This is a genomic window from Corynebacterium sp. HMSC034A01, assembly GCF_001838175.1.
GTDB lineage: Bacteria > Actinomycetota > Actinomycetes > Mycobacteriales > Mycobacteriaceae > Corynebacterium.
Genome location: NZ_KV835980.1, coordinates 26490 through 47952, shown reverse-complemented (window position 1 = coordinate 47952; position 21463 = coordinate 26490). Strand labels below are relative to the sequence as shown.

20 protein-coding genes are annotated in these 21463 nt (G+C 67.8%); 18 read left to right on the top strand and 2 right to left on the bottom strand.

From position 1 onward, the window contains the following. The first annotated feature begins 109 nt into the window (after nucleotides 1–109). The 8 genes from HMPREF2791_RS11420 to HMPREF2791_RS11385 all read left to right on the top strand — a co-directional run bounded on the left by HMPREF2791_RS11420 (nucleotide 110) and on the right by HMPREF2791_RS11385 (nucleotide 8223). Nucleotides 110–3019: a DUF4040 family protein gene (locus tag HMPREF2791_RS11420; RefSeq protein ID WP_070845414.1), complete on the top strand. Its 2910-nt coding sequence runs from the start codon at nucleotides 110–112 to the stop codon at nucleotides 3017–3019. A gap of 3 nt (nucleotides 3020–3022) precedes the next feature. Next, on the top strand, nucleotides 3023–3484 hold the full coding sequence (locus tag HMPREF2791_RS11415; RefSeq protein ID WP_070845412.1) for a cation:proton antiporter subunit C: 462 nt from the start codon (nucleotides 3023–3025) through the stop codon (nucleotides 3482–3484). Further along, entirely contained in the window at nucleotides 3484–5031 is a 1548-nt protein-coding gene (locus tag HMPREF2791_RS11410) for a monovalent cation/H+ antiporter subunit D family protein (RefSeq protein ID WP_070845410.1), read from the top strand. The genes HMPREF2791_RS11415 and HMPREF2791_RS11410 overlap by 1 nt, the downstream gene beginning before the upstream one ends. Then, nucleotides 5031–5468 carry a monovalent cation/H+ antiporter subunit E gene (locus tag HMPREF2791_RS11405; protein WP_070473435.1) on the top strand — a complete coding sequence of 146 codons (438 nt, stop codon included), beginning with the start codon at nucleotides 5031–5033 and terminating at the stop codon, nucleotides 5466–5468. The genes HMPREF2791_RS11410 and HMPREF2791_RS11405 overlap by 1 nt, the downstream gene beginning before the upstream one ends. A gap of 3 nt (nucleotides 5469–5471) precedes the next feature. After that, nucleotides 5472–5738, top strand: a complete 267-nt coding sequence (locus HMPREF2791_RS11400; protein ID WP_070473433.1) for a cation:proton antiporter — start codon at nucleotides 5472–5474, stop codon at nucleotides 5736–5738. 2 nt (nucleotides 5739–5740) lie between these two features. Further along, the gene (locus HMPREF2791_RS11395; protein WP_070845408.1) at nucleotides 5741–6055 is read left to right on the top strand and encodes a Na+/H+ antiporter subunit G; all 315 of its coding nucleotides are present in this window, start codon (nucleotides 5741–5743) and stop codon (nucleotides 6053–6055) included. A 12-nt stretch (nucleotides 6056–6067) separates the two neighbouring features. After that, the gene (locus HMPREF2791_RS11390) at nucleotides 6068–6616 is read left to right on the top strand and encodes an RNA polymerase sigma factor (protein ID WP_070473429.1); all 549 of its coding nucleotides are present in this window, start codon (nucleotides 6068–6070) and stop codon (nucleotides 6614–6616) included. Between the two features lie 80 nt (nucleotides 6617–6696). Then, nucleotides 6697–8223, top strand: a complete 1527-nt coding sequence (locus tag HMPREF2791_RS11385; RefSeq protein ID WP_070845407.1) for a YkvI family membrane protein — start codon at nucleotides 6697–6699, stop codon at nucleotides 8221–8223. A 125-nt stretch (nucleotides 8224–8348) separates the two neighbouring features. Here HMPREF2791_RS11385 and HMPREF2791_RS11380 read toward each other — a convergent pair whose 3' ends face one another. Then, nucleotides 8349–9374 carry an aspartate-semialdehyde dehydrogenase gene (locus HMPREF2791_RS11380; RefSeq protein ID WP_070845405.1) on the bottom strand — a complete coding sequence of 342 codons (1026 nt, stop codon included), beginning with the start codon at nucleotides 9372–9374 and terminating at the stop codon, nucleotides 8349–8351. 12 nt (nucleotides 9375–9386) lie between these two features. Further along, nucleotides 9387–10652 carry an aspartate kinase gene (locus HMPREF2791_RS11375; RefSeq protein ID WP_070845402.1) on the bottom strand — a complete coding sequence of 422 codons (1266 nt, stop codon included), beginning with the start codon at nucleotides 10650–10652 and terminating at the stop codon, nucleotides 9387–9389. Nucleotides 10653–10742: 90 nt separating this feature from the next. Between HMPREF2791_RS11375 and HMPREF2791_RS11370 the strand changes: the two genes are divergently transcribed. From HMPREF2791_RS11370 to HMPREF2791_RS11325, 10 genes are all read left to right on the top strand, one after another. After that, complete coding sequence (locus tag HMPREF2791_RS11370) at nucleotides 10743–11594, top strand: DMT family transporter (RefSeq protein WP_070473421.1); 852 nt, start codon at nucleotides 10743–10745, stop codon at nucleotides 11592–11594. Nucleotides 11595–11663: 69 nt separating this feature from the next. Further along, nucleotides 11664–12587 carry an ABC transporter ATP-binding protein gene (locus HMPREF2791_RS11365; protein ID WP_070473419.1) on the top strand — a complete coding sequence of 308 codons (924 nt, stop codon included), beginning with the start codon at nucleotides 11664–11666 and terminating at the stop codon, nucleotides 12585–12587. After that, the gene (locus HMPREF2791_RS11360; protein ID WP_070473417.1) at nucleotides 12584–13360 is read left to right on the top strand and encodes an ABC transporter permease; all 777 of its coding nucleotides are present in this window, start codon (nucleotides 12584–12586) and stop codon (nucleotides 13358–13360) included. The genes HMPREF2791_RS11365 and HMPREF2791_RS11360 overlap by 4 nt, the downstream gene beginning before the upstream one ends. 13 nt (nucleotides 13361–13373) lie before the next feature. After that, nucleotides 13374–14501 (top strand): sensor histidine kinase, encoded by a 1128-nt coding sequence (locus tag HMPREF2791_RS11355; RefSeq protein ID WP_083328004.1) that lies wholly within the window; start codon nucleotides 13374–13376, stop codon nucleotides 14499–14501. Further along, entirely contained in the window at nucleotides 14498–15100 is a 603-nt protein-coding gene (locus tag HMPREF2791_RS11350; RefSeq protein WP_070845398.1) for a response regulator transcription factor, read from the top strand. The genes HMPREF2791_RS11355 and HMPREF2791_RS11350 overlap by 4 nt, the downstream gene beginning before the upstream one ends. A gap of 168 nt (nucleotides 15101–15268) precedes the next feature. Beyond that, nucleotides 15269–17080, top strand: coding sequence for a 2-isopropylmalate synthase (gene leuA / locus HMPREF2791_RS11345; RefSeq protein WP_070845396.1), 1812 nt, complete (start codon nucleotides 15269–15271; stop codon nucleotides 17078–17080). Nucleotides 17081–17133: 53 nt separating this feature from the next. Beyond that, nucleotides 17134–18360 (top strand): hypothetical protein, encoded by a 1227-nt coding sequence (locus HMPREF2791_RS12220; protein WP_070845394.1) that lies wholly within the window; start codon nucleotides 17134–17136, stop codon nucleotides 18358–18360. A 14-nt stretch (nucleotides 18361–18374) separates the two neighbouring features. Further along, a complete protein-coding gene (locus tag HMPREF2791_RS11335) occupies nucleotides 18375–19367 on the top strand; it encodes an exonuclease domain-containing protein (protein WP_070473405.1) in 993 nt (330 codons plus the stop codon). 10 nt (nucleotides 19368–19377) lie between these two features. After that, nucleotides 19378–20646 (top strand): MurT ligase domain-containing protein, encoded by a 1269-nt coding sequence (locus tag HMPREF2791_RS11330; RefSeq protein WP_070845392.1) that lies wholly within the window; start codon nucleotides 19378–19380, stop codon nucleotides 20644–20646. Then, the gene (locus HMPREF2791_RS11325; RefSeq protein WP_070845390.1) at nucleotides 20639–21361 is read left to right on the top strand and encodes a type 1 glutamine amidotransferase; all 723 of its coding nucleotides are present in this window, start codon (nucleotides 20639–20641) and stop codon (nucleotides 21359–21361) included. Before HMPREF2791_RS11330 ends, HMPREF2791_RS11325 begins: the two co-directional genes overlap by 8 nt. Nucleotides 21362–21463 lie beyond the last annotated feature (102 nt).

Sequence of the window (21463 nt, the reverse complement as noted above, 5' to 3'; positions counted from 1 at the left end):
GGCGCACCGCCAGCGCGCGATCGGGAATGTGCACCGTTAGAACCGTGTCGGCTGCCTTGATACTGTCGTAAGGGTTCTTGCCAAAACCATGGAATGAAATGGGTTCACCATGACACTTCCCCTTGTCATCGGGCTCGTCGCAGCGACGGTGGTGCTCTCACCGATCCTCGTGCGAGTCATGGACAAGAAGGCCGGGTACCCGCTCGCGGCGATACTGTTCGCCGCCGCGGCTGTGCTGGGCTCCAAGTTCACCGACGTTTCCCGCGGCACGGAACTCGAATGGTCCGTGGAGTGGGCGCGCGACGTGATGGGCACGGGCACCTCCGTGGACTTCGCGTTGCGCGCGGACGGGCTAGGTATCTTCTTCGCGCTGTTAGCGCTGGTCATCGGCGGCGTGGTCTTCGTCTATTCGGCCGCCTACCTGCCCGAGCGCGACGGCAACACGAGCTTCTACACCATCATGACGGCCTTCACCCTGTCGGTGCTCTTGCTTGTGCTTGCCGACGACGCCGTGCTGCTGTTCATCGCCTGGGAGCTCGTCTCCATCGCGTCGTTTTTGCTCATCGCGCGCTCCGGCTCCTCCGGCGAGGCCGGGTCCTACCGCACCCTGATCCTCACCTTCTTCGGCGGCCTGACGCTACTGGCAGGCCTGGCCGTGGCGTCCGTGCAGACCGGCACCACACGCCTGCAGGACATCCTCGCCGCCGACGTGTGGGGCGACAACCGCGTCACCGTGGTGGTCGCGCTGCTCATCGCCGTATCCGCCTTCACCAAGGCCGCGCAGTTCCCCTTCCACTTCTGGCTGCCAGAAGCCATGGCGGCGGCCACCCCGGTCTCCGCGTTCCTGCACGCCGCGGCCGTGGTCAAGGCCGGCATCTACCTGCTGGTGCGCTTTTCCACCATCTTCTCGGACGTCGCGGCGTGGAACTACCTGCTGGTCACCGTCGGCCTGTTCACCGCCCTGATGTCCGCGCTGTTCGCGATTACCAAGACGGACCTGAAGCACCTCACCGCGTACTCCACGGTGTCCCACCTGGGCTGGATCGTCGCCGCGATCGGCATCGGCACCCCGGTTGCCCTGGCCGCGGCGCTGACGCACACGCTGGCACACGCGCTGTTTAAGTCCTCGCTGTTCATGCTCATCGGCGTGGTCGACCACGAGGCGGGCTCGCGCGACATCCGCCGCCTGGGCCCCATCTACAGCCAGATGCCGTTCACGTTCGCCTCCACCGTCGTCGCCGCCGCCTCCATGGCCGCGATCCCGCCGCTGTTCGGCTTCGTGTCCAAGGAATCCATCCTGGACGCCTTCCACGAATCCTCCTACGGCGCACTCCTGCTCACGGTGGCCGGCATCGCCGCGTTCCTCACCTTCGTCTACTCGGCGAAGATCGTCTTCGGCGCATTTATCGACGGACCAAAGGACCTCCCCGACGTCCACGAAGCCCCCACCGCCCTGTGGCTGCCCGCCGCGCTGCCCGGCCTGACCTCCGCGGTCCTGCCGTTTGTGCTGTTCTGGGTGGACAACCCCGTCTCCGCTGGTGTGCGGGCCGTGACGGGCGACGACAGCTTCGCCACCCACCTGGCGCTGTGGCACGGCGTCACCCCGCCGTTCCTGGTCTCCCTGGCGGTGCTGGTCGCCGGCGTGGTGTTCGTGGTGTTCTTCCGCAAGCGCGTCTTCGAGGCGCTGAGCAACAAGAACCTGCTGCCCGCCGACGGCACGGAGGTGCTGGCCTGGATCACCCGCGGCCTGTCCGACCTGGGCAAGCAGCTCGGCTCGCTGGCCGACGGCTTCAACCCGTCGCGCCACCTGTTCCCGCTGCTGGCGTCCGTGGTGGCTATGGGCCTGACCGTCATCCTGGCCACCGACGGCATCGACGGCGTCACCCCGGCCCCGCGCGCCGAGGGCCTGGACGTGTGGTGGGACCTCATCCCGTTCGTCATCATCGCGATGTCGGTGCTGGGCATGGTCTTCACCCGCTCCCGCCTGGCGTCCGCCGTGCTGCTGGGCACCGTGGGCGTGGGCATGACCCTGCAGATGTTCCTGCTGGGTGCCCCGGACGTGGCCATGACGCAGTTCCTGGTGGAGTCCCTGACCGTGGTGGTCATCCTGGTGGTGCTTCGCTACCAGCCGCGGATGTTCCCGGAGACGAAGGCCCGTCGCAAGGCACTTGCCTCCATCTTCGCCGTGATCGCGGGCGTGGTCACCTTCTTCGGCGTCTACGGCCTGACCGGCCGCCGCGGCCGCTCCGAACTGGCCGAGTGGTACCTCACCGAAGGCGGGGACGTCACCGGCGCCGACAACATCGTCGCCGTGATCATCGTGGAATTCCGTGGCTTCGATACCTTGGGCGAGCTGTCCGTGCTCGGCATGGCGGCCGTGGTCATCGCCGCGGTGGTCAGCTCCATGCCGCGCCACCTGTTCGAGGCCGGCACCCGCCCACGCCCCTTCGGTCAGTCCCAGCTCAACTCCATTCCGCTGCGCAAGGCCGCGGCCCTGGTCGCACCGGTACTGGTGGTGCTGTCCGTGCTGATCTTCTTCCGCGGCCACACCGCCCCCGGCGGCGGCTTCGTCGCCGCGCTGGTCATGGCCACGGCGTTCGCCATCAACTACCTGTCCCGCGGCGCGGACGCGGACGTGGTGAAGAACTTCACCCCGATCCGCCTGACCGGCTGGGGCATCATCATCGCCATTTCCTCCGGCTTCCTCGGCTTCATCGAGGGCGGGTTCATGTACGCCATCCACGGCGAGATCGCCGGCGAGCACATGACCACCTCGCTGATCTTCGACTTCGGCATCTACCTCGCCGTGCTCGGCATGGTCACCGCCGCGATCAACGCGCTCGGCGGCTACCTGCGCCCCGGCATGGACCTGTCGGACCTGGACTACTCGCGCGACGAGGAAGACAACCCGCTGCCGAGCATCCCGGCCCCGCTGGCACCCGAAAACCCCGTGGACGCGCACCCGGAGCCGATCAACCCGGCGCACGACCCGCAACCGGTTATCACGAAGGAGCACTAACCCATGGTCATGGCACTTACCATCGCGGTCCTGGTCGCGGGATCCGTGTACCTGGTTCTCCAGCGCGGCCTCGTGCGGGTGATCTTCGGCATGTCCCTGTTCGGCCACGCCACCAACCTCACCCTGCTCGCCGCGGGCGTCGGCGCGTGGCGCGGGGAGGCCTTCCCCTCGCGCGTGCCGTTTGAGGACATGGGCGACCCCCTGCCCCAGGCGTTCGTGCTCACCGCCATCGTGATCGCGATGGCCACCACCACGATCCTGCTCATGCTGTCTGCGCTGGGGCGTAACGACGACACCGCAGAGCAGCCCACCGGCACCGACGCCGGCTACTCCAAGATGCGGCTGAGCCCCTCCGCGCTGTCCACCGCCGGCCGCAACGCGCGACTCAACCCGAAGAAGCTCGAAGAGATCCGCGCACGCGAGATCCGCCACGTTGACAACGAAAGCCTGAGGGTGACCGACTAATGGCCGTAGACGCAATCCTGCCCGTATTTGTGGCGCTGCCGCTGATCGTCTCCGCGGTCACAGCGCTTAGCCCCTGGAAGTGGCTCAACGACGCCTTAGCGATCCTCATCCCCGCCATCAACTTAGGTCTGGGCGTGTGGCTCTACGGCTACACGCGCGACCACGGCACCATCAGCCACGTCATCGGCCTGTACCAGGGCGGCGTCGGCATCTCCTTTGCCGCCGACACTTTCTCCGCCGTGATGATCGTGACCACCATGATCGTGGCGCTGATGTCCAACTGGTTCGCCATCGTCGTCGGCGAAACACAGTCCCGGTTCTACGTGCCGCTGTCGCTGGTGCTCATCACCGGCGTCTCCGGCGCGCTGCTCACCGCCGACCTGTTCAACTTCTTCGTCATGATCGAGGTGTGCCTGCTGCCGTCCTACGGCCTCATCGCCATGACCGGCACCCGCCACCGCCTGCTATCCGCGCGCATGTTCGTGCTGGTCAACCTGGCGGCGTCGACAATGCTCGTGCTCGGCGTCGGCTACCTCTACGCCGTCACCGGCGCGGTGAACCTGGCCTCGCTGCAGGGCATCGCCGCAGGCGGCGGCCCGGCGACAGTGGCCACCGGCATCGTCGTCATCGCCATCGCCGCGAAGGCCGGCGTGTTCCCCGTCTACACCTGGCTGCCGCGCACCTACCCATCCACCTCCGCGGCCGTGATGGGCCTGTTCTCCGGCCTGCACACCAAGGTGGCCGTGTACATGCTCTTCCGCATCTGGGTGATCATGTTCGACATGGACCCGCGCTGGAACACGCTGCTCATCGTGGTCATGGTCATCTCCATGATCATCGGTGGCTTCGCCGGCCTGGCCGAAGCCACCATGCGCCGCGTGCTGGCCTACCAGATGGTCAACGGCATGCCGTTCATCCTGATCATGCTCGCATTCACTAACGACGACGCACGCTACGCCCTTGCCGCCGGCCTGCTGTACACCCTGCACCACATGATCACCATCGCGGCGCTCGTGCTGAACTCCGGCGCAATCGAGGAGACCTACGGCACCGGCACCATGGCCAAGCTGTCCGGCATCGCCCGGCGCGACCCGTGGACGTCCGCCGTGTTCGTCGCCGGCGCGTTCTCCATCGTGGGCTTCCCGCCGTTCTCGGGCATCTTCGGCAAGGTCACCGTCGTGTTGGCGGCCGCCTCTGCCGGGGACTGGCGCTCCTGGGTGGCCATCACCGCCATCATCGTCGCTTCCTTTGGCGCGCTGCTGTCCATGATGCGCATGTGGCAGCGCGTGTTCTGGGGCCGGCCGATGCAGAACTACCCCGAGGCGCTCAACGTCCGCGCCAGCTTCATGCTGCCGTCGGCGGTGCTGATGGTCATGTCGCTGTGCATGTTCATCTTCGCCGGCCACATGTGGGATATCACCACCACCGCTGTCGACGACCTGCTCGACGTTGACGCCTACACCACCGCCGTGCTCGGCGACGACCCGATCGGCGTCCCCGCACCCGGCGAGACCTTCGGCGCCGCAACCAATGGAGGCGAGAACTAATGCGAGGCTTCTTCCACGGCGTGAAATACGCCATCTGGCTTGCCAAAGAGATCTTCGTGGCCGGCTTCGACGCCGTCGCCAAGGCATTCAACCCCGCGACGAAGTTCGACCCCATCGTCATCTACTACCCGCTGCGGGTGAACACGGACTGGGACGTGTTCTGGTTCTCCACCTCAATCACCGCCACGCCGGGCACCCTGTCCATGGGGCTGCGCCATCCCGTCGCCGACAACGGGCCGATCATCCTGCTGGTGCAGGCCGCGTTCGGCTCCGACCCGGAAGATGTCATCGCGGGGTTGGTGGATATGGAGGAGCACCTTCGGCCGTCGCTAAGCAAGCGCCCCATCGACCCGAAAACCGTCGCCTGGGAGCCCTACGTCGACCACGGCCCGAACACCGACACCGACAACCTGCCGCCGGCCGAAAGGATGGATTAAGCCATGTTCACCACCATCATGCAGATCTGCCTGATCGTCATGGCCGTCAGCCTGCTCATCGCGCTCGGCGCGGTGATCCTGACCAAAGACGAACTCTCCCGCGCCGTGATGGCCGACGTGATCTTCTATTCCATGATCGCCATCTTCCTGGTGTGGACCCTGTTCAACTCGTCCGCCATCGCGTACGAAATCCCGCTGCTCGCCGGCCTGGTGTGCGGCGTGATCCCGACGATCTCCATGGCCCGCATCATCTCGAGAGGACGCCGCTAAACATGACCATCGCCGAAATCATCGTCGCCGTGCTGGTTGTCCTGGCCACCATCTGCGTGGTCGCCACCACCATCCTGCAGCTGCGCGCCCCCGACGCGCTGACGCGCGTGAACGTGCTCGGGCCACTGATCGTGATCGCGTTTCCCATCCTCATCGTGGCCAAGCTCATCCACTCCTGGACCACCACCGGCTTCGACCTCAACGACTTCATCCGCGCCGTGCTGGCCATCGCCGCAGTGTGGATCGTCGGCTCCGTGGCATCGTTCGTCATGGGCCGCTCCCTGTACGGCGTGACCGTCTCCGACAAAACGAACTAACGATGTGAGCCCGTGAGCAACAGCGACGACGCGTACGTCACGGACCTGGCGCTGCGCGCCGGCCGCGGCGACAAACACGCGCTCACCGAATTCATCCGGCTCACCCAAAACGACGTGTGGCGCCTGCTCGCCCACCTCGCCGGCCCCCAACACGCCGACGACCTCACGCAAGAAACCTACCTGCGCGTCCTCGGGTCGCTTCCGCGCTTCCAAGCCCGCTCCAGCGCGCGCACCTGGCTGCTGTCGCTTGCGCGCCGCGCCTGGGTGGACTCCGTGCGCCACGACATGGCCCGGCCCCGCAAATCCGCGGCCGAATACGAAGACGTCGCCGCCGCCAACCCCAGCCCCGACAACCCCAACACCTGGGGCGATGTCATCGACGCACGCTCGCTTCTCGACGAGCTACCGCCGGAACGCCGCGAAGCCCTCGTGCTCACGCAGGTGATGGGCTACACCTACGAGGAAGCCGCCCGCATCGCCGGAGTGCGCGTCGGCACCATCAGGTCCCGCGTCGCCCGGGCGCGGCGCGATTTGGTCGCGGGGGCCGAAGGGACGTCGTAAAGCAGCCGCAAAGGTGCCAACCGGGAGAAATTGGCATAAGTTTGTAAAAGGTTTTGCTAAACAACTCCCGGAGTTTTTTCATGCTGAAAAACGCACTACTAATTTCATTCGCCTTCATCGGCACCGTCGTCGGCGCAGGCTTCGCATCCGGACAGGAAGCGATGCTGTACTTCTCCGCCTTCGGCACCCAAGGCCTCTGGGGCGCCGTCTTAGGCTCCGCGCTCATGCTCATCGCCGGCGTGACCATCCTCCAGCTCGGCTCCTTCTTCCAAGCCAAAGAGCACATGGAAGTCCTCGGCTCCATCTCCTCGAAGGTGATGGGCTGGATCCTGGACATCGCCACCATTGTCACCTTGTTCTCCATCGGCTTTGTCATGTTCGCCGGCGCCGGCGCCAACCTGAACCAGCAGTTCGGCATCCCAGTGTGGATCGGCGCGGTGCTCATGCTCGCCGCCACCATCGGCTTCGGCATGCTCGACGTGGACAAGGTCACCGGCGCCATCGGCGCACTGACGCCGTTTTTGCTGATCTTTGTCATCTTCGGCTGCGGCTGGACCCTGATCAACGCCCACCCGGACTGGAGCGCACTCAACGCCGCGGCCGCGCAGGTGGACACCTCCCTGCCCAACTGGTGGATCTCCGCGCTGAACTACACCGGCCTGAACGTCATGTGCGTGGTGTCCATGGCGCTGGTCATCGGCGGCAACCAGCTGGACACCCGTGCGGCCGGCCTCGGCGGCCTCTTTGGCGGCCTGGGCTACCTGGTCATGCTCATGCTGCTGGCGCTGGCGCTGCTGGTCAAGATTGAGACCGTCCAGGGCCAGGACATGCCGCTGCTAACCCTGATCACCGACATCAACCCGACCATGGGCCTGATCATGTCCCTGGTCATCTTCGGCATGATCTTCGCCACCTGCCTGGGCATGTTCTTCGCCCTGGGCAAGCGCCTCTCGCGCGGCCGCGAAGACAAGTTCCGCGTCATCTTCATCTCCGCCTGCCTGATCGGCTTCGTGCTGTCGTTCGTGGGCTTCCAGCAGCTCGTCTCCACCGTCTACCCGATCCTGGGCTACCTGGGCATCCTGCTCATCGTCGTGATGACGCTGGCGTGGCTGCGCGGCATCCCCAAGCTGCGCAAGGAAGGCGACCGCCGCCGCCGCGCGCTTGAGCTGACCCGCAAGAAGATGGACCCGGCCGAGCGCTTCACCAAGAACGACGAACGCGAGCTCGAGTACATCACCTCCAAGTCCAACGTAGACGCCGAGGAGCTGTCCGAAGCCCTCGAGGAAGAGGTCGCCCAGGAGCTGCTCGACGACGAGGAGAGCGAGTTCGAGGAAGACGACATCGACAACCCCTCCGACGTCGTCTACGTCTCCTACACCGACCCCGTCTCCGCCGACGAGTACGCCGCCAACCCGGACGAGCCGTGGAACGACCACACCGTCGACGACATGATCGCCGCCGAAGAGGCCGAGGAGGCCGCAGCCGGGCCGGACAACAGCCTGGGCGGCGACAACGACGACGAAAAAGACGAAGACGAGGACGCTGCGGAGGAAACCGGCGGCTCGACCGCAGTCAGCGCGAAGGACAACGGCTCGACCAAGCTGTAGGGCCCGCCAACGCTTTAAGCCCCACCGACAATTCCCGGCGGAATCTGTCAGTGGGGCTTTATCGTTCCTGGTCGACGCAAACGGGCGGCGGAATCTGTCAGGAGCGCCGCACCCGACGCCTGGCGCTAGACCAGAAGCTCGGCGATCTGGATGGTGTTCAGCGCCGCGCCCTTGCGCAGGTTGTCGCCGGCGACGACGAGCACGAGCCCGCGGCCGCCGTCGACGCTCTGGTCCTGGCGGATGCGGCCCACCAGGGACTCGTCGATGCCGGTGGCGGCGCGCGGCGTCGGCACGTCCACCACCTTCACGCCCGGCGCGCCCGCCAGGACCTCCTCCGCCTGCTGCGGTGTCACCGCCTCGGAGAACTCGGCGTGCACGACCATCGTGTGGCCAGTGAACACCGGCACGCGCACGCACGTGCCCGCCACCTTCAGCTCCGGGATACCCAGGATCTTGCGCGATTCGTTGCGCAGTTTCTGCTCTTCGTCGGTTTCTAACGTGCCGTCGTCGACAAGCGAGCCCGCAAGTGGCAGCGCGTTGAACGCGATGGGCTCGACGTAGGGGCCGAGGTCGCTAGGCTTCTTGGCGTCCTCCCGGACCAGCCCGCGCGGATCCCCCAGCGCCTCGACCTGGGTGGCCAACGCCTCCACGCCGGCGAGCCCCGAGCCGGAAACTGCCTGGTAGGACGCGACGCGGAGGGTGGTCAGGCCGAAGGCGTCGTGCAGCGGCTTGAGCACCGGCATCGCCGCCATAGTGGTGCAGTTCGGGTTGGCGATGATGCCCTTCGGCAGCTCGCGCGCGGCCTCCGGGTTGACCTCGGAGACGATCAGCGGGACGTCCGCGTCCTTGCGCCACGCCGAGGAGTTGTCCACGACGGTCGCGCCCGCGGCGGCGAACACCGGCGCCCACTCGCGCGAGGTGGACCCGCCGGCGGAAAACAGCGCGATGTCCACGTCTTTGACGGACTCTTCGGTGACCTGGGTGAGGTCCTCGACGGTGATGTCCTCGCCGCGGAACTCGAGCTGCTTGCCCGCGGAGCGCGGGGAGGCGAAGAAACGGACCTTGTCGGCGGGGAAGTTGCGCTCGGTGAGGATGTCGCGCATCACGCGGCCAACCTGGCCGGTGGCGCCGACGACTGCGAGGGTGGTCATTGAAAACTCCTTCTAACGTCCGGTGCCTGCGTAGACCACGGCCGGCTCGTCGCCGCCGAGGTCGAACTTGGTGTGGATCGCGCGCGCGGCCTCAGCCACGTCCGCCTGGCGCACCACGGCGGTGATGCGGATCTCGGAGGTGGTGATCATCTCGATGTTGATGCCGGCATCCCGCAGCGCGTCGCAGAAGTCGGCGGTGACACCCGGGTGGGACTTCATGCCGGCACCGACGAGCGAGACCTTGCCAATTTCATCGTCGTAGCTCAAGTCGTCCCAGCCCTCGGCGGCCTGCAGGACGCGCAGCTTCTCCATAGTGCGGGCGCCGTCGGCCTTGGGCAGGGTGAAGGTGATGTCGGTCTTGTTGTCTTCGACGTTGGAGATGTTCTGGATCACCATGTCGATGTTGACTTCGCCGTCGGCGAGTTCGCGGAAGACCTTGGCGGCCTCGCCGACCTCGTCCTTGATGCCCAGGATGGTGATCTTGGCCTCCGAGTCGTCGGTGGCCACGCCGGAAAGTACTGCTTCTTCCATGGGGATATCCTCCAATGCTCCGGCGACCAGGGTGCCGGTATCTGTGCTGTAAGACGAGCGCACCCGCATGGGCACGTTGAATGCGCGGGCGTACTCCACGCTGCGCAACACCAGGATCTTGGATCCGGAGGCGGCAAGCTCGAGCATCTCCTCGAAGCAGAGCTTGTCCAGCTTGCGCGCGTCCGGCACGATGCGCGGGTCGGCGGTGTAGACGCCGTCGACGTCGGAGTAGATCTCGCATTCGTCGGCGTTCATCGCCGCGGCCAGGGCGACGGCGGTGGTGTCGGAGCCGCCGCGGCCGAGGGTGGTCACGTCCTTGGTTTCGCGGTTCACACCCTGAAAGCCGGCGACGATGGCGATGTTGCCTTCGTCCACGGCCTCCTGCACGCGCCCCGGGGTGACTTCCAGGATGCGGGCGTTGCCGTGGCGTTCGGTGGTGATCACGCCGGCCTGCGAGCCGGTGAAGGACTGCACCTTCTCCCCCAGCGCGTGCACCGCCATAGCCACCAGCGAGTTGGAGATGCGCTCGCCGGCGGTGAGCAGCATGTCCATTTCGCGCGCGGGCGGGGTGGGGTTGACCTCGGCGGCGAGGTCAAGCAGTTCGTCGGTGGTGTCACCCATGGCGGAGCAGACCACCACGACGTCGTTGCCGGCGCGGCGCGTGTCCACGATCCGCTTGGCCACGGCCTTGATCCGCTCCGCGCTTTCCAGGGAGGAGCCCCCGTATTTCTGAACGATCAGTGCCATTCGTACCTCCGCGGATCTGGGTGCATTCCAGCGTTCAAGAATAGCGTCCCAAAACTGCCGATTCAGCCACCCGCGTTAATATCATTCACCGTGCACAACAATTTTCTCGCCGTCGCGTTCGCGCTGATCTCGGCCGCGACCATGGCGGCGGGGACTGTGTGGCGCCACCGCATCATGCGCGCGGGCGCCCCGGAGGGGGAGAACAACGACTCGCCGCTGCGGTCGCTGAAGCGGCCGGCGTGGTGGGCGTCGATGGGCATCGCATTTTTGGCGTACGGCTTCCAGGCGGCGGCGCTGGCGTTCGGGTCCCTGCTGGTGGTGCAGCCGATCCTGGCGCTGTCGCTGATGCTCACGCTGCTGTTTTCGGCGTGGGCGGACAAGCGCCACATGCACACCGCGGAGGCGTTTTGGGCGGTGCTGCTCACCGCGTCTGTGGGCGGGGTGGTCGTGCTCGGCCGCCCGCTGCCCGGCGAGCGCGACCCCGCCGCCTGGGAGTGGTGGGTTGTCGTGGGTACCGCGGTGGCCATCGTTGCGGCCTCGTACGCCATTGCTTCTCGACGTCCCCCCGCCGGCAAAGCCCTCATCTTCGGCTCCGCCTGCGGCGCCATGTACGGCTACCAAGCCGTGTTCTCCAAGGTGGCGGTGGACGGTTTCGTCCACGGCGGCGTGCCCGGCCTGCTGGCCACGTGGCAGCTGTGGGCCATGCTGGCCGCGGCCACGGCCGGCACCGTCGTGCAACAGTACGCCTTCGCCGCGGGCAGGCTGGCCACCTCGCTGCCGGCGTCGAAGATCATCGAGCCGCTCGTCGCGTTCTCCCTGGGCCTGTTTGTGTTGGGAGAATCCTTCCGCGTGGATTCGGTGCTGGGGTGGGCGGCCGTGGGGACGTCGATAGGCGTGATGCTCGTGGCCGCCGCAATGCTCACGCGGGTGAGCATCCGGTGACTTTTGTCATCGCCGATTGGTGACAATCGCCTCTACCAGCCACAACGCAATCCCGGCAGTGTTGGGGGCATGGAAAACGCAATCGAAGTGCACCAGCTGAAGCGCCGCTACGGCGACTTCACCGCAGTCAACGAGATCAGCCTGCACGTCGCCCCCGGCGAGGTCTACGGCCTGCTCGGCACCAACGGCGCCGGCAAAACCTCCACCCTCGAGGTGGTGGAGGGGCTGGCGCGTCCCAGCGACGGTGAGGTGCGCGTGCTCGGCCACGACCCAGCCGCCGACCGCGCGCAGGTGCGCCCGCACACCGGCATCATGCTGCAACACGGCGGGCTGCCCCAGGCGCTTACCGTCGCCGAGACGATGGCCATGTGGGCGGGGACCTGCAGCGCGCCACTGCCTATCGACGAGGTGCTCCGCCGCGTCCAGCTCGACCACCGGCGCGACGTGAAAGTGGGTTCCCTGTCCGGCGGCGAGCAGCGGCGCCTCGACCTCGCGTGCGCCCTGGCGGGAAACCCGAGCCTGCTGTTTCTGGACGAGCCGACCACCGGCCTGGACCCCGAATCCCGCCGGCACGTGTGGGAGCTTTTGCGCGAGCTCAACTCCGCCGGGGTGACCATGGTGCTAACCACCCACTACCTCGAAGAAGCCGAGTACCTGTGCGACCGCATCGCCATCATGCACCGCGGCCGCATCGACATCGAAGGTACACCGGCGCAGCTGACAGACACCGTGCCGTCCGAGATCTCCTTCCACCTCGACCAGGACCTCCCGGCGCTGCCTGAGCTGCCGGGCACCGCGACCCACCGCAACGGGTCGCGGGTGACCGTCACGACGTCGCACCTGCAGCGCGACACGCTTGCGGTGCTGCGCTGGGCCGACGAGCACGCGCTCTCGCTGCGGGATTTCGCCGCCCGGCCCGCGAGCCTGGAGCAGGTGTTCCAGCGCATTGCAGATAGCGACACAGGAAACGACCCCCGAAAGGACGCAGCATGACTTCCACGACACTGACCCGCACCACCCCGAACGGCACGGGCTCGCCGCTGCGCAGGCTGCGCGCGCTCGGCAAGGCGGAGTGGCTCCAATTCACCCGCAACCGCCTGCTGGTGTTCATGGCGTTGCTGTTCCCGGTCGTCCTGCCCGTGTTCGCGTGGGTGGCCGGCGACCAGGCGGAGGACTCCACCGCCATGGCCTCCGAGATGTTCGTCCTGTTCGCGCTCGGCTTCGGTGTGTTCTACCCGGCGCTGTCCATGGCGGTGACCCGGCGCGACGAGGGCGTACTGAAGCGCCTGCGCACCGGCGAAGCGCGCGACTGGGAGGTGCTCAGTTCGATTCTGTTGCCGCTTGCGATGGCGATGCTGCTGCTCACCGTGGCGCTTGTGGTGGGGTTATCCTCCGCCTCGGGGCTGTGGCCCGTCAACGCTTTGCTCATGGCCGCGGCGGTGGCGCTGGGCATCGCCGTCTCCCACGGCCTGGCGCTTCTCACCAGCTCGTTCACACCGAACGCGGAAAACGCCCAGATCACGTCCATGCCGGTGCTGTTGCTGTTGATCTTCTCCCAGACGGGGCTGCGCGAGGTGGTTCCGGAGGGCGTCGCCAAGCTTCTGAACCTGAATCCTTTCGCCCTGGCCGTCGACCTGTTCAACGAGGGCTGGCTCGGCGACGGCACCTCCGGCGACACCTGGTCGTCGCTGCTGACCTTGGGCGCGTGGGCCGTGGCGCTTGTGTGGGGCGGCTACCAGTACATGCGCTGGGAAACCCACCGCTAAGCTCGTTGCCACCATGCACCAGCACGACAGCATTCCCTGGCGGGATATGGATTACGCCACCAAGTTCCTGGTGGTCAACAGGTGGTCGCTGATCATCTTTCCGTGGCTGGCGTCGGTGGTGTTCATCTCCATCGTCTTGGACCGCACGCCCACCCAGGACGCCGCGCTGTGGGTGGGCGTCACGGTCGCGGTTGTGTCCTGCGCGGCCGGTTCGCTGGCGCTGCACACCAACGCCAGCCTGCGCATGCGCCCGCACCCCCGCGGGCAGTTTTGGCTGCGGTGGGGCCTGGCCGGGCACCTGGTGGCCCTCGCTGTGTGCGCGCTGCTGGCGCTGTTCGGGCCAGCGTCCTGGGAGGCAACTGTATTCGCCGCCGCAGGCCCCGTGTTTTTCACCACGCTGCTGGCCTACCTCCCCTTCGTCCCGCACGGGGCGGCGGCGACCGTGCTGCTGATTGCCGCCTCCGCCAGCATCGCCGGCACCCTCGCCCTGTACGGAGCGCTGTTCGCGCTGGTCACGCCGTTAACCAAGTGGCTTTCCCGCGCGATGATTGAAACCGAGCGCGCACGTCGGCTGGAGACGCAGCTTTCCGCCACCCAGGAGCGGCTGCGCCTGTCGCAGGACCTGCACGACACCATGGGCCAGCACTTGGCGGCCATGACCATCAAGACGCAGCTGGCCCAGGCGCTGGCGGAGCGCGAAGACCCAAGGCTGCCCGCGGAGCTCGCCGAGCTGCACCAGCTGACCCAAACGGCGGCCGCGGACATGCGCCATGTGGTCCACCGCTACCGCACCCCCGACCTCGCCACCGAGCTCACCGGTGCGAAGCACGTGCTTTCCGACGCCGGCGCCCACGTCACCGTCACCGGCACCGCCACCGACGTGCCGGACGCGCTGCAGGAAACTGCCGCGTGGTTCATCCGCGAGGCGGCGACGAACATCCTGCGCCACTCCCAGGCAACCAAGGTCGACATCGCCATCACGCCGCACGCCATCACGGTGAAAAACAACCACCCCGAGCCGTCCGCGCGCCCCGGCACCGGGCTGGAGGGCCTGCGCCGCCGCGCCGCCGAGCACGGCGCGCGCCTACAGTCGGAGCACACCCCGGCATGGTTCACGGTCGCACTGGAGGTAGGCGCATGATTACGGTCGCTTTGCTTGACGACGAAACCCTGGTCGCCAACTCCCTCGCCACCCTGATCAGCCTCGAAGAGGACATCGACGTCGTCCACGTCGCCTACTCCGCCGAAGAGTTCCTGTCGTGGTGGGAACGCGCGCAGCCGCGCGCGGACGTGGTGGTCACGGATGTGCAGTTGGGCGATGACGGGGTGGACGGGATCGCCGTCGCAAAGCACATAGATGCCCCCGTCGTAGTGGTGACCAGCCACGCGCGACCCGGCGTAGTCAAACGCGCTCTCGGCGCAGGCGTGCTCGGCGTGCTGCCGAAAACCGCCTCCGCGGAAGACTTCGCCGCCGCAGTCCGCGCCGCGCACGCAGGCAAACGCCACCTCGACCCCGAACTCGCCGCCGCCACCATCGCCACCGGCGACTCCCCGCTGACCGAACGCGAAGCCGAAGTGCTTACCCTCGCCGGCCGCGGCGGCACCATCGACGCCATCGCCCAAGCCGCCCACCTCGCCCCCGGCACGACGCGCAACTACATCTCCTCCGCCATGGCGAAAACCGGCGCCGCCAACCGCTTCGAGGCCTACACGGTGGCGCTCGAGCGCGGGTGGATATAAATCCCGCCCGACACCGCCCGCCTGATGTAAGGTGTGCCACATGTCGCACAGGGCGCTTCTCCTTCTACGCCGCGGCGGGAATCAGGCCAACTAACACGGCCGGCACCCCGTCGCGGAGTTTCTGTTGGCCGGCCGTGGAACACACACCCCCAACAAAGGAGAGCTCCAATGACTGACTTTTTCGCCCCCCGCGAAATCCAAACCCCTTCCGGCCCGCGTTACGACGGCCAGCCTGCGTGGAACAAGCAGCGCGGCTCACAGATGCCGGTAGAGCGCTACCTCCCCTTCGCCGAAGAGGTCGAAGACATCCAACTGCCGGACCGCACCTGGCCCGACAAGAAGATCACCCGCGCGCCGCAGTGGTGCGCCGTGGACCTGCGCGACGGCAACCAGGCGCTGATCGACCCGATGAGCCCCGAACGCAAGCGCCGCATGTTCAACCTGCTGGTGGAGATGGGCTTTAAAGAGATCGAGGTCGGCTTCCCGTCGGCGTCGCAGACGGACTTCGACTTCGTGCGCGAGATCATCGAAAAAGACATGATCCCCGACGACGTAACCATCCAGGTGTTGGTGCAGGCGCGCGAGCACCTGATCCGCCGCACCTTCGAGGCCTGCGCCGGCGCGAAAAACGTCATCGTGCACTTCTACAACTCCACCTCGAAGCTGCAGCGCCGCGTGGTCTTCCGCAAGGACCGCGACGCGATTAAGCAGCTGGCCACCGACGCCGCGGAGCTGATCAAAACTATCGCCGCGGACTACCCGGACACCAACTGGCGCTGGGAGTACTCCCCGGAGTCCTTCACCGGCACCGAGCTGGACTTTGCCAAGGAAGTCTGCGACGCGGTCGTGGGCGTGATGGCGCCGACGCCGGAGAACCCGATGATCATCAACCTGCCGTCCACGGTCGAGATGATCACCCCGAACGTCTACGCCGACTCCATCGAGTGGATGCACCGCAACCTGGAAAACCGCGAGTCCATCATCATCTCCCTGCACCCGCACAACGACCGCGGCACCGGCGTCGCCGCCGCCGAACTCGGCTACCTGGCCGGCGGCGACCGCATCGAAGGCTGCCTGTTCGGCAACGGCGAGCGCACCGGCAACGTCGACCTGGTCACCCTGGGGCTGAACATGCTCACCCAGGGCGTGGACCCGCAGATCGACTTCTCCGACATCACCCGCATCCGCGAAGTGGTCGAGTACTGCAACCAGCTGCGCGTGCCGGAGCGCCACCCCTACGGCGGCGACCTGGTCTTCACCGCGTTCTCCGGCTCGCACCAAGACGCCGTGAATAAGGGTCTGGACGCGTTGGCGCAGAATGTGCGTCCAGAAGCAACGAGCTCCGACGTCACCTGGGAGGAGCTGCGCGAGACCACCTGGGAGGTGCCGTACCTGCCCATCGACCCGAAGGACGTCGGCCGCACCTACGAGGCTGTGATCCGCGTGAACTCGCAGTCCGGTAAGGGCGGGGTGGCCTACATCATGAAGACGGACCACGGCATCAACATGCCGCGCGCGATGCAGCCGGAGTTTTCCGCCGTGGTGCAAAACATCACCGACTCCGAGGGCGGCGAGGTCAACTCCAAGAACATGTGGGATGTCTTCGCCACCACCTACCTGGACCTGGACGAGCCGCTGGAGTTGGCGCACTACCGCATCGACGCCGCCGAAGAGGAGGGCCAGGACACCCGCGTGGAGGCCACAGTGATCTACGAGGGCGCCTCCCGCGAGGTCGCGGGCACCGGCAACGGCCCGATCGCGGCGTTCGCGAACGCGCTGGAGCAGGTCGGCATCGACTTCGAGGTGCAGGACTACTCGCAGCGCGCTCGCAGCGCGGGCGACGACGCGGACGCGGTCTGCTACATCCACGCGGACGTCGACGGCACCTCGGCGTGGGGTGTGGGTATCGCCGGGTCGACCACGCGCGCGTCGCTGGAGGCGATCGTCTCCGCGGTGAACCGTTCGACTGCCGCGAATTAGCGGCCGCGTTATACTTGCGTGACTTAACCACACTTTTCAGCGGGAGGTGCGCGATGGCCATGTACGAGGTGCCTGCGGGCACCCGTCGCCTCCCCGTTGAGCATTTGCCTATCGACGTTCCTTCGGCCACCCTCACCCCGGAACTCGACGTCGTGGTGGACGGCGAGACCGTCGGCTCGGTGGACGACGCGGAGCTGGCCCAGCTAGCCGCCGCTGGCCTCACCCCGGTGGTGGCCGCCGACGGCGGTGCGGTCGTGCTGCCGCCGGCGGGCCAGGTCCTGCCGGTGAACACCCCGCCGCGCGAGCCGTGGGCGCTGCTGCCCGCGGGCGAGCGCTACGTGGCGGATTTGCACGGTTCGTTGCCGGTGGAGGCGCCGGCGCAGGTGCTGGTGTCGCTGGGTTTCGACGACGCCGGCGAGATCGTCCTGTGCGTCGACGGCGACGTCATCGGCGAGCTGGACCCGGCCGCCGGCGAGGCGCTGACCCCGACGCTGCGGCGCTTGGAGGACCGCGGGCTCATCGCAGTGGCGCGCGGCTACACCACCGCGGTGGAGGGCAGCACGTCGCTGGCCGTGATCGCAGGCCCGATCCCCGGCGACGACATCGCGATCTCCCCGCTGCCGCCGATCGTGCGCGAGGTGGAAGTGGCCCAGCCGGGCACGAACTTCTTCGCCACCGTCGACGCGGAGGCCGCAGCGCTGGCGGCGGACACCGAGCAGCACCCGGCGGACGGCGCGCGCGAGCCGGGCACGGCCCGCGGTCCGCTGATCGCCGCCGCCGCGACGGTCGCAGCGCTCGTGCTAGCTGGCGTAGGCACCGTGGTGATGAGCTCGCCGTCGAGCCTGCAGCGCGACTCCACCTCGGCGTACCAGGAAACCGCCGAGTTGTCGCAGCCGAGCAGCTCCACTGCATCCACGGAGCCGGAACCGTCCGAGTCCACGGAACCTACCGAACCGTCGGAGTCGCCCTCGCAGTTCAGCACCGCGCTGCCGGAGAAGGCCCCGGAGCCGGTGGTGGAGGTCCAGCAGCCCGCGCCAGCCCCGGCGCCGCAGCAACAGGCGCCTGCACCCGCGCCAGCCCCGGCACCGGCACCTGCACCCGCACCTGCCCCGGCGCCGCAGCAACAAGCCCCAGCCCCAGCCCCCGCACCCGCACCGGCTCCCGCGCCAGCGCCGGCCCCTGAGCCGCAGCAGCAGCCGTACGAGTACTCCATCGGCGGGCTGAAGGTGCGCTCGAACACCAGGCTGGATCAGCCGCTGTACGAGGTGGCCGAGCCGTAAGCTACGTTGGAACGATGACTGAGAACGACTACCCCTACGTGGCACTGTTTACCCAGGCCACGGGGATTCACCCGTCGACAGGGCGCCTGCTCACCATCGACGCGGTCACGTTCGACGCCGCCGGGCGCGTGGGCGAGGAGTTCCACGCCGTGGTCAACCCCGGCACCGACCCCGGCCCCGCCCACACCCACGGCCTGACCCCGCACGACTTCGCCCAGGCCCCCCGCTTCTCCCGCTTCCTGCGCACGCTGGACAAGCTTCTCGACGGCCGCGTGCTCGTCACCCACGACTCCCCCACCACCTGGGGCTTCCTCGTCTCCGAGGCGCGCCGCGCCATGAACGCCGCGGCCCGGGCGAACCGTTCGCGCCGCGGCCGCGGCAACAGGCGCCGCCAGCGTGTCGGCCACGTCCCTAAGCCGACTGCGATCGTGGACCTTTTGGCCACCGCCCGCCGGCAAGGCCACATCCCAGTGGACACCCGCATCAACGCCGTAGCCAACCTGGTCGGCGTGGCGTCCACCCCGCCGACCGCCTCCACCGAGCGCATCGGCGAAGCCGAGGCCGATTTCTCGCGCGGCCAAACCCTGAAACTCGTGGCCATGTACCTCCAGCTCGCCCCCGGCGGGCTCGTCGAGCTCAACCCCGAGGACCTGGCGCCGGATGCGTTCGGGTTGCAGCGCTCGTCGATACGCGTGGATGCGGAAAAAGCCCCCGCCGTCGGCGCGAACCCCGGCCACCTCGGCAAAGGCGGGCTGCTGCGCGGCATGGAATTCGTCGTCTCCGACGACATCGCCCTCGACCCCGACGAACTCATCGACGCCGGCGTGCGCGCCGGTCTGACCTACCGCGAAAAACTCACCCGCGAAACCTCCGTCGCCGTCTCCGACGCCATGCAGCGCGGCGCTGAGCTGCGCGGCAAAGCCATGCACGCCCACCGCAAAGACATCCCCGTCGTCTCCGGCGAAGAATTCGCGCGGCTAGTCGGCCAGATGGCATCCGCGGAGTAGCCTTGTCCGCATGCAAGGACCCATCTCCCGCTTCCGCACCGCGGTAGCCGCCACCGCCGCCAACCTGGCCACGGCCGCCTCGCGCGCCACCGGCCGCGGCGCCGGCGGCATGATCGGCGGCCTCGTCGCCGCGGCGATCGACCCGAACATCATGGCCTCCCTCGGCGGCGGCCGCCCCACCGTCCTGGTCACCGGCACCAACGGCAAATCCACCACCACCCGCATGCTCGCGGGAGCCGTCGGCGCCAAGCACACAGTGGCCACCAACGACGGCGGCGACAACATGGACGCCGGCATCATCTCCGCCCTCCTCGCCGGCAAAGACGCCGACGCCATCGTCCTCGAGTGCGACGAGCTGCACGTGCCCAAAGTCGCCGAGCGCCTGCAACCGACAGCGTTCGTGCTGCTCAACCTCACCCGCGACCAACTCGACCGCGTCGGCGAAATCAACTCCATCGAACGCGCCCTCCGCGCAGCCGTCATGGCCCACCCCGACGCCACCGTCGTCGCCAACTGCGACGACGTCCTGATCACCTCCATCGCCTACGACCACCCCAACGTCGTCTGGGTGTCCGCCGGCGCCGGCTGGACCGGCGACTCCGTGACCAACCCCCGCTCCGGCGGACATGTCGTTCGCGAAGACGACGACTGGTACGCCGTCGAACCGCTGCCCGACGGCCGCGAATTCCGCCGCCCCACCCCCAAGTACGCGGTGGAGGGGGAAACGTTGGTGGGACCGGAGGACGTCGCAAAGCTTGAGCTCACACTCCCCGGCCGCGCCAACCGAGGCAACGCCGCCCAAGCCATCGCCGCCGCCGTCGAAGCGTTCCACATCCCCCTCGACGCCGCCGTGCGCGCCGCCGCTGAGGTGGACAACGTCGCCGGCCGCTACACCACCGTCCACCTCGGCGACCACGACGTCCACCTCCTGCTGGCGAAAAACCCCGCCGGCTGGCAAGAGGCGCTGTCCATGGTCGACCGCGACGCCGACGGCGTGGTCATCGCCGTCAACGCCCAACAAGGCGACGGCGAGGACGTCTCCTGGCTGTGGGACGTGAAGTTCGAGGACTTCGGCGACACCCACGTCGTCGCCGCCGGCGAGCGCGCCACCGACCTCGCCGTGCGCCTGACCTACGGCGGCATCGACCACGACCTCGTCCACGACGCGATCGCCGCCATCCGCGCCTGCCCGCCCGGGCGCGTCGAGGTGTTGGCCAACTACACCGCGCTGCTCAACCTGCGCCGCGCGCTGACCAAGGAGGAGGACTACCGTGCCTAAACTCACCATCGGCCTCGTCCTGCCCGACGTGCTGGGCACCTACGGCGACGACGGCAACGCGCTCGTGCTGCGCGAACGTGCGCGCCGCCGCGGCATCGACGCGTCCATCGAGCGCATCATGCTTCACGACGACGTCCCGCCCTCCCACAACCTCTACACCCTCGGCGGCGGCGAAGACTCCGCCCAACTGCTCGCCGCGGCGCGGCTGAGCGCGTCCCCCGGGCTGCAGGCCGCGGCCGCCGACGGCCGGCCCATCTTCGCCGTGTGCGCCGGGCTGCAGGTGCTCGGCCATACCTTCCGCGCCCACGGCAACGAGGTCGAGGGCGTCGGGCTTCTCGACGTCACCACCGCCCCGCTGACCCGCCGCGCCACCGGCGAACTCGCCTCCGAGCCCACCCGCGCCGGCATCACCGCCGAGCTTTCCGAGCCGTTGACCGGCTTCGAAAACCACATGGGCGCAACAGTGCTCGGCCCGGACGCGTCGGCGCTGGGGCGCGTGACCCGCGGCGTGGGCAACGGCGCCGACGGCGAAGAAAAGGTCGACGGCGTCGTGCAGGGCAGCGTGATCGCCACCTACATGCACGGCCCGGCACTCGCCCGGAACCCGCAGCTGGCGGACCTGCTCATCGCCCGCGCCCTGGACATCCCGCTGGCGGAGCTGGAGCCGCTTGAGCTCGACGCGGTAACCAAGCTGCGCGAGGAGCGCCTGCGCTGAAAACCGCATGCGTGAGCGCCGTCGTCCGATTGGGCGGCGGCGTTTCGCGTTGTCAGTGCAGGGGTGTACTTCGTGGTCCGAAGAGTTGGTCGAGTGCTCCGC

Bases quoted from the DNA above. Each gene is read 5' to 3' on its own strand.
- HMPREF2791_RS11420 (WP_070845414.1), top strand. From the start codon at position 110: ATGACACTTCCCCTTGTCATCGGGCTCGTCGCAGCGACGGTGGTGCTC.
- HMPREF2791_RS11415 (WP_070845412.1), top strand. From the start codon at position 3,023: ATGGTCATGGCACTTACCATCGCGGTCCTGGTCGCGGGATCCGTGTAC.
- HMPREF2791_RS11410 (WP_070845410.1), top strand. From the start codon at position 3,484: ATGGCCGTAGACGCAATCCTGCCCGTATTTGTGGCGCTGCCGCTGATC.
- HMPREF2791_RS11405 (WP_070473435.1), top strand. From the start codon at position 5,031: ATGCGAGGCTTCTTCCACGGCGTGAAATACGCCATCTGGCTTGCCAAA.
- HMPREF2791_RS11400 (WP_070473433.1), top strand. From the start codon at position 5,472: ATGTTCACCACCATCATGCAGATCTGCCTGATCGTCATGGCCGTCAGC.
- HMPREF2791_RS11395 (WP_070845408.1), top strand. From the start codon at position 5,741: ATGACCATCGCCGAAATCATCGTCGCCGTGCTGGTTGTCCTGGCCACC.
- HMPREF2791_RS11385 (WP_070845407.1), top strand. From the start codon at position 6,697: ATGCTGAAAAACGCACTACTAATTTCATTCGCCTTCATCGGCACCGTC.
- HMPREF2791_RS11380 (WP_070845405.1), bottom strand. From the start codon at position 9,374: ATGACCACCCTCGCAGTCGTCGGCGCCACCGGCCAGGTTGGCCGCGTG.
- HMPREF2791_RS11375 (WP_070845402.1), bottom strand. From the start codon at position 10,652: ATGGCACTGATCGTTCAGAAATACGGGGGCTCCTCCCTGGAAAGCGCG.
- HMPREF2791_RS11365 (WP_070473419.1), top strand. From the start codon at position 11,664: ATGGAAAACGCAATCGAAGTGCACCAGCTGAAGCGCCGCTACGGCGAC.
- HMPREF2791_RS11360 (WP_070473417.1), top strand. From the start codon at position 12,584: ATGACTTCCACGACACTGACCCGCACCACCCCGAACGGCACGGGCTCG.
- HMPREF2791_RS11355 (WP_083328004.1), top strand. From the start codon at position 13,374: ATGCACCAGCACGACAGCATTCCCTGGCGGGATATGGATTACGCCACC.
- HMPREF2791_RS11350 (WP_070845398.1), top strand. From the start codon at position 14,498: ATGATTACGGTCGCTTTGCTTGACGACGAAACCCTGGTCGCCAACTCC.
- leuA (WP_070845396.1), top strand. From the start codon at position 15,269: ATGACTGACTTTTTCGCCCCCCGCGAAATCCAAACCCCTTCCGGCCCG.
- HMPREF2791_RS12220 (WP_070845394.1), top strand. From the start codon at position 17,134: ATGGCCATGTACGAGGTGCCTGCGGGCACCCGTCGCCTCCCCGTTGAG.
- HMPREF2791_RS11335 (WP_070473405.1), top strand. From the start codon at position 18,375: ATGACTGAGAACGACTACCCCTACGTGGCACTGTTTACCCAGGCCACG.
- HMPREF2791_RS11330 (WP_070845392.1), top strand. From the start codon at position 19,378: ATGCAAGGACCCATCTCCCGCTTCCGCACCGCGGTAGCCGCCACCGCC.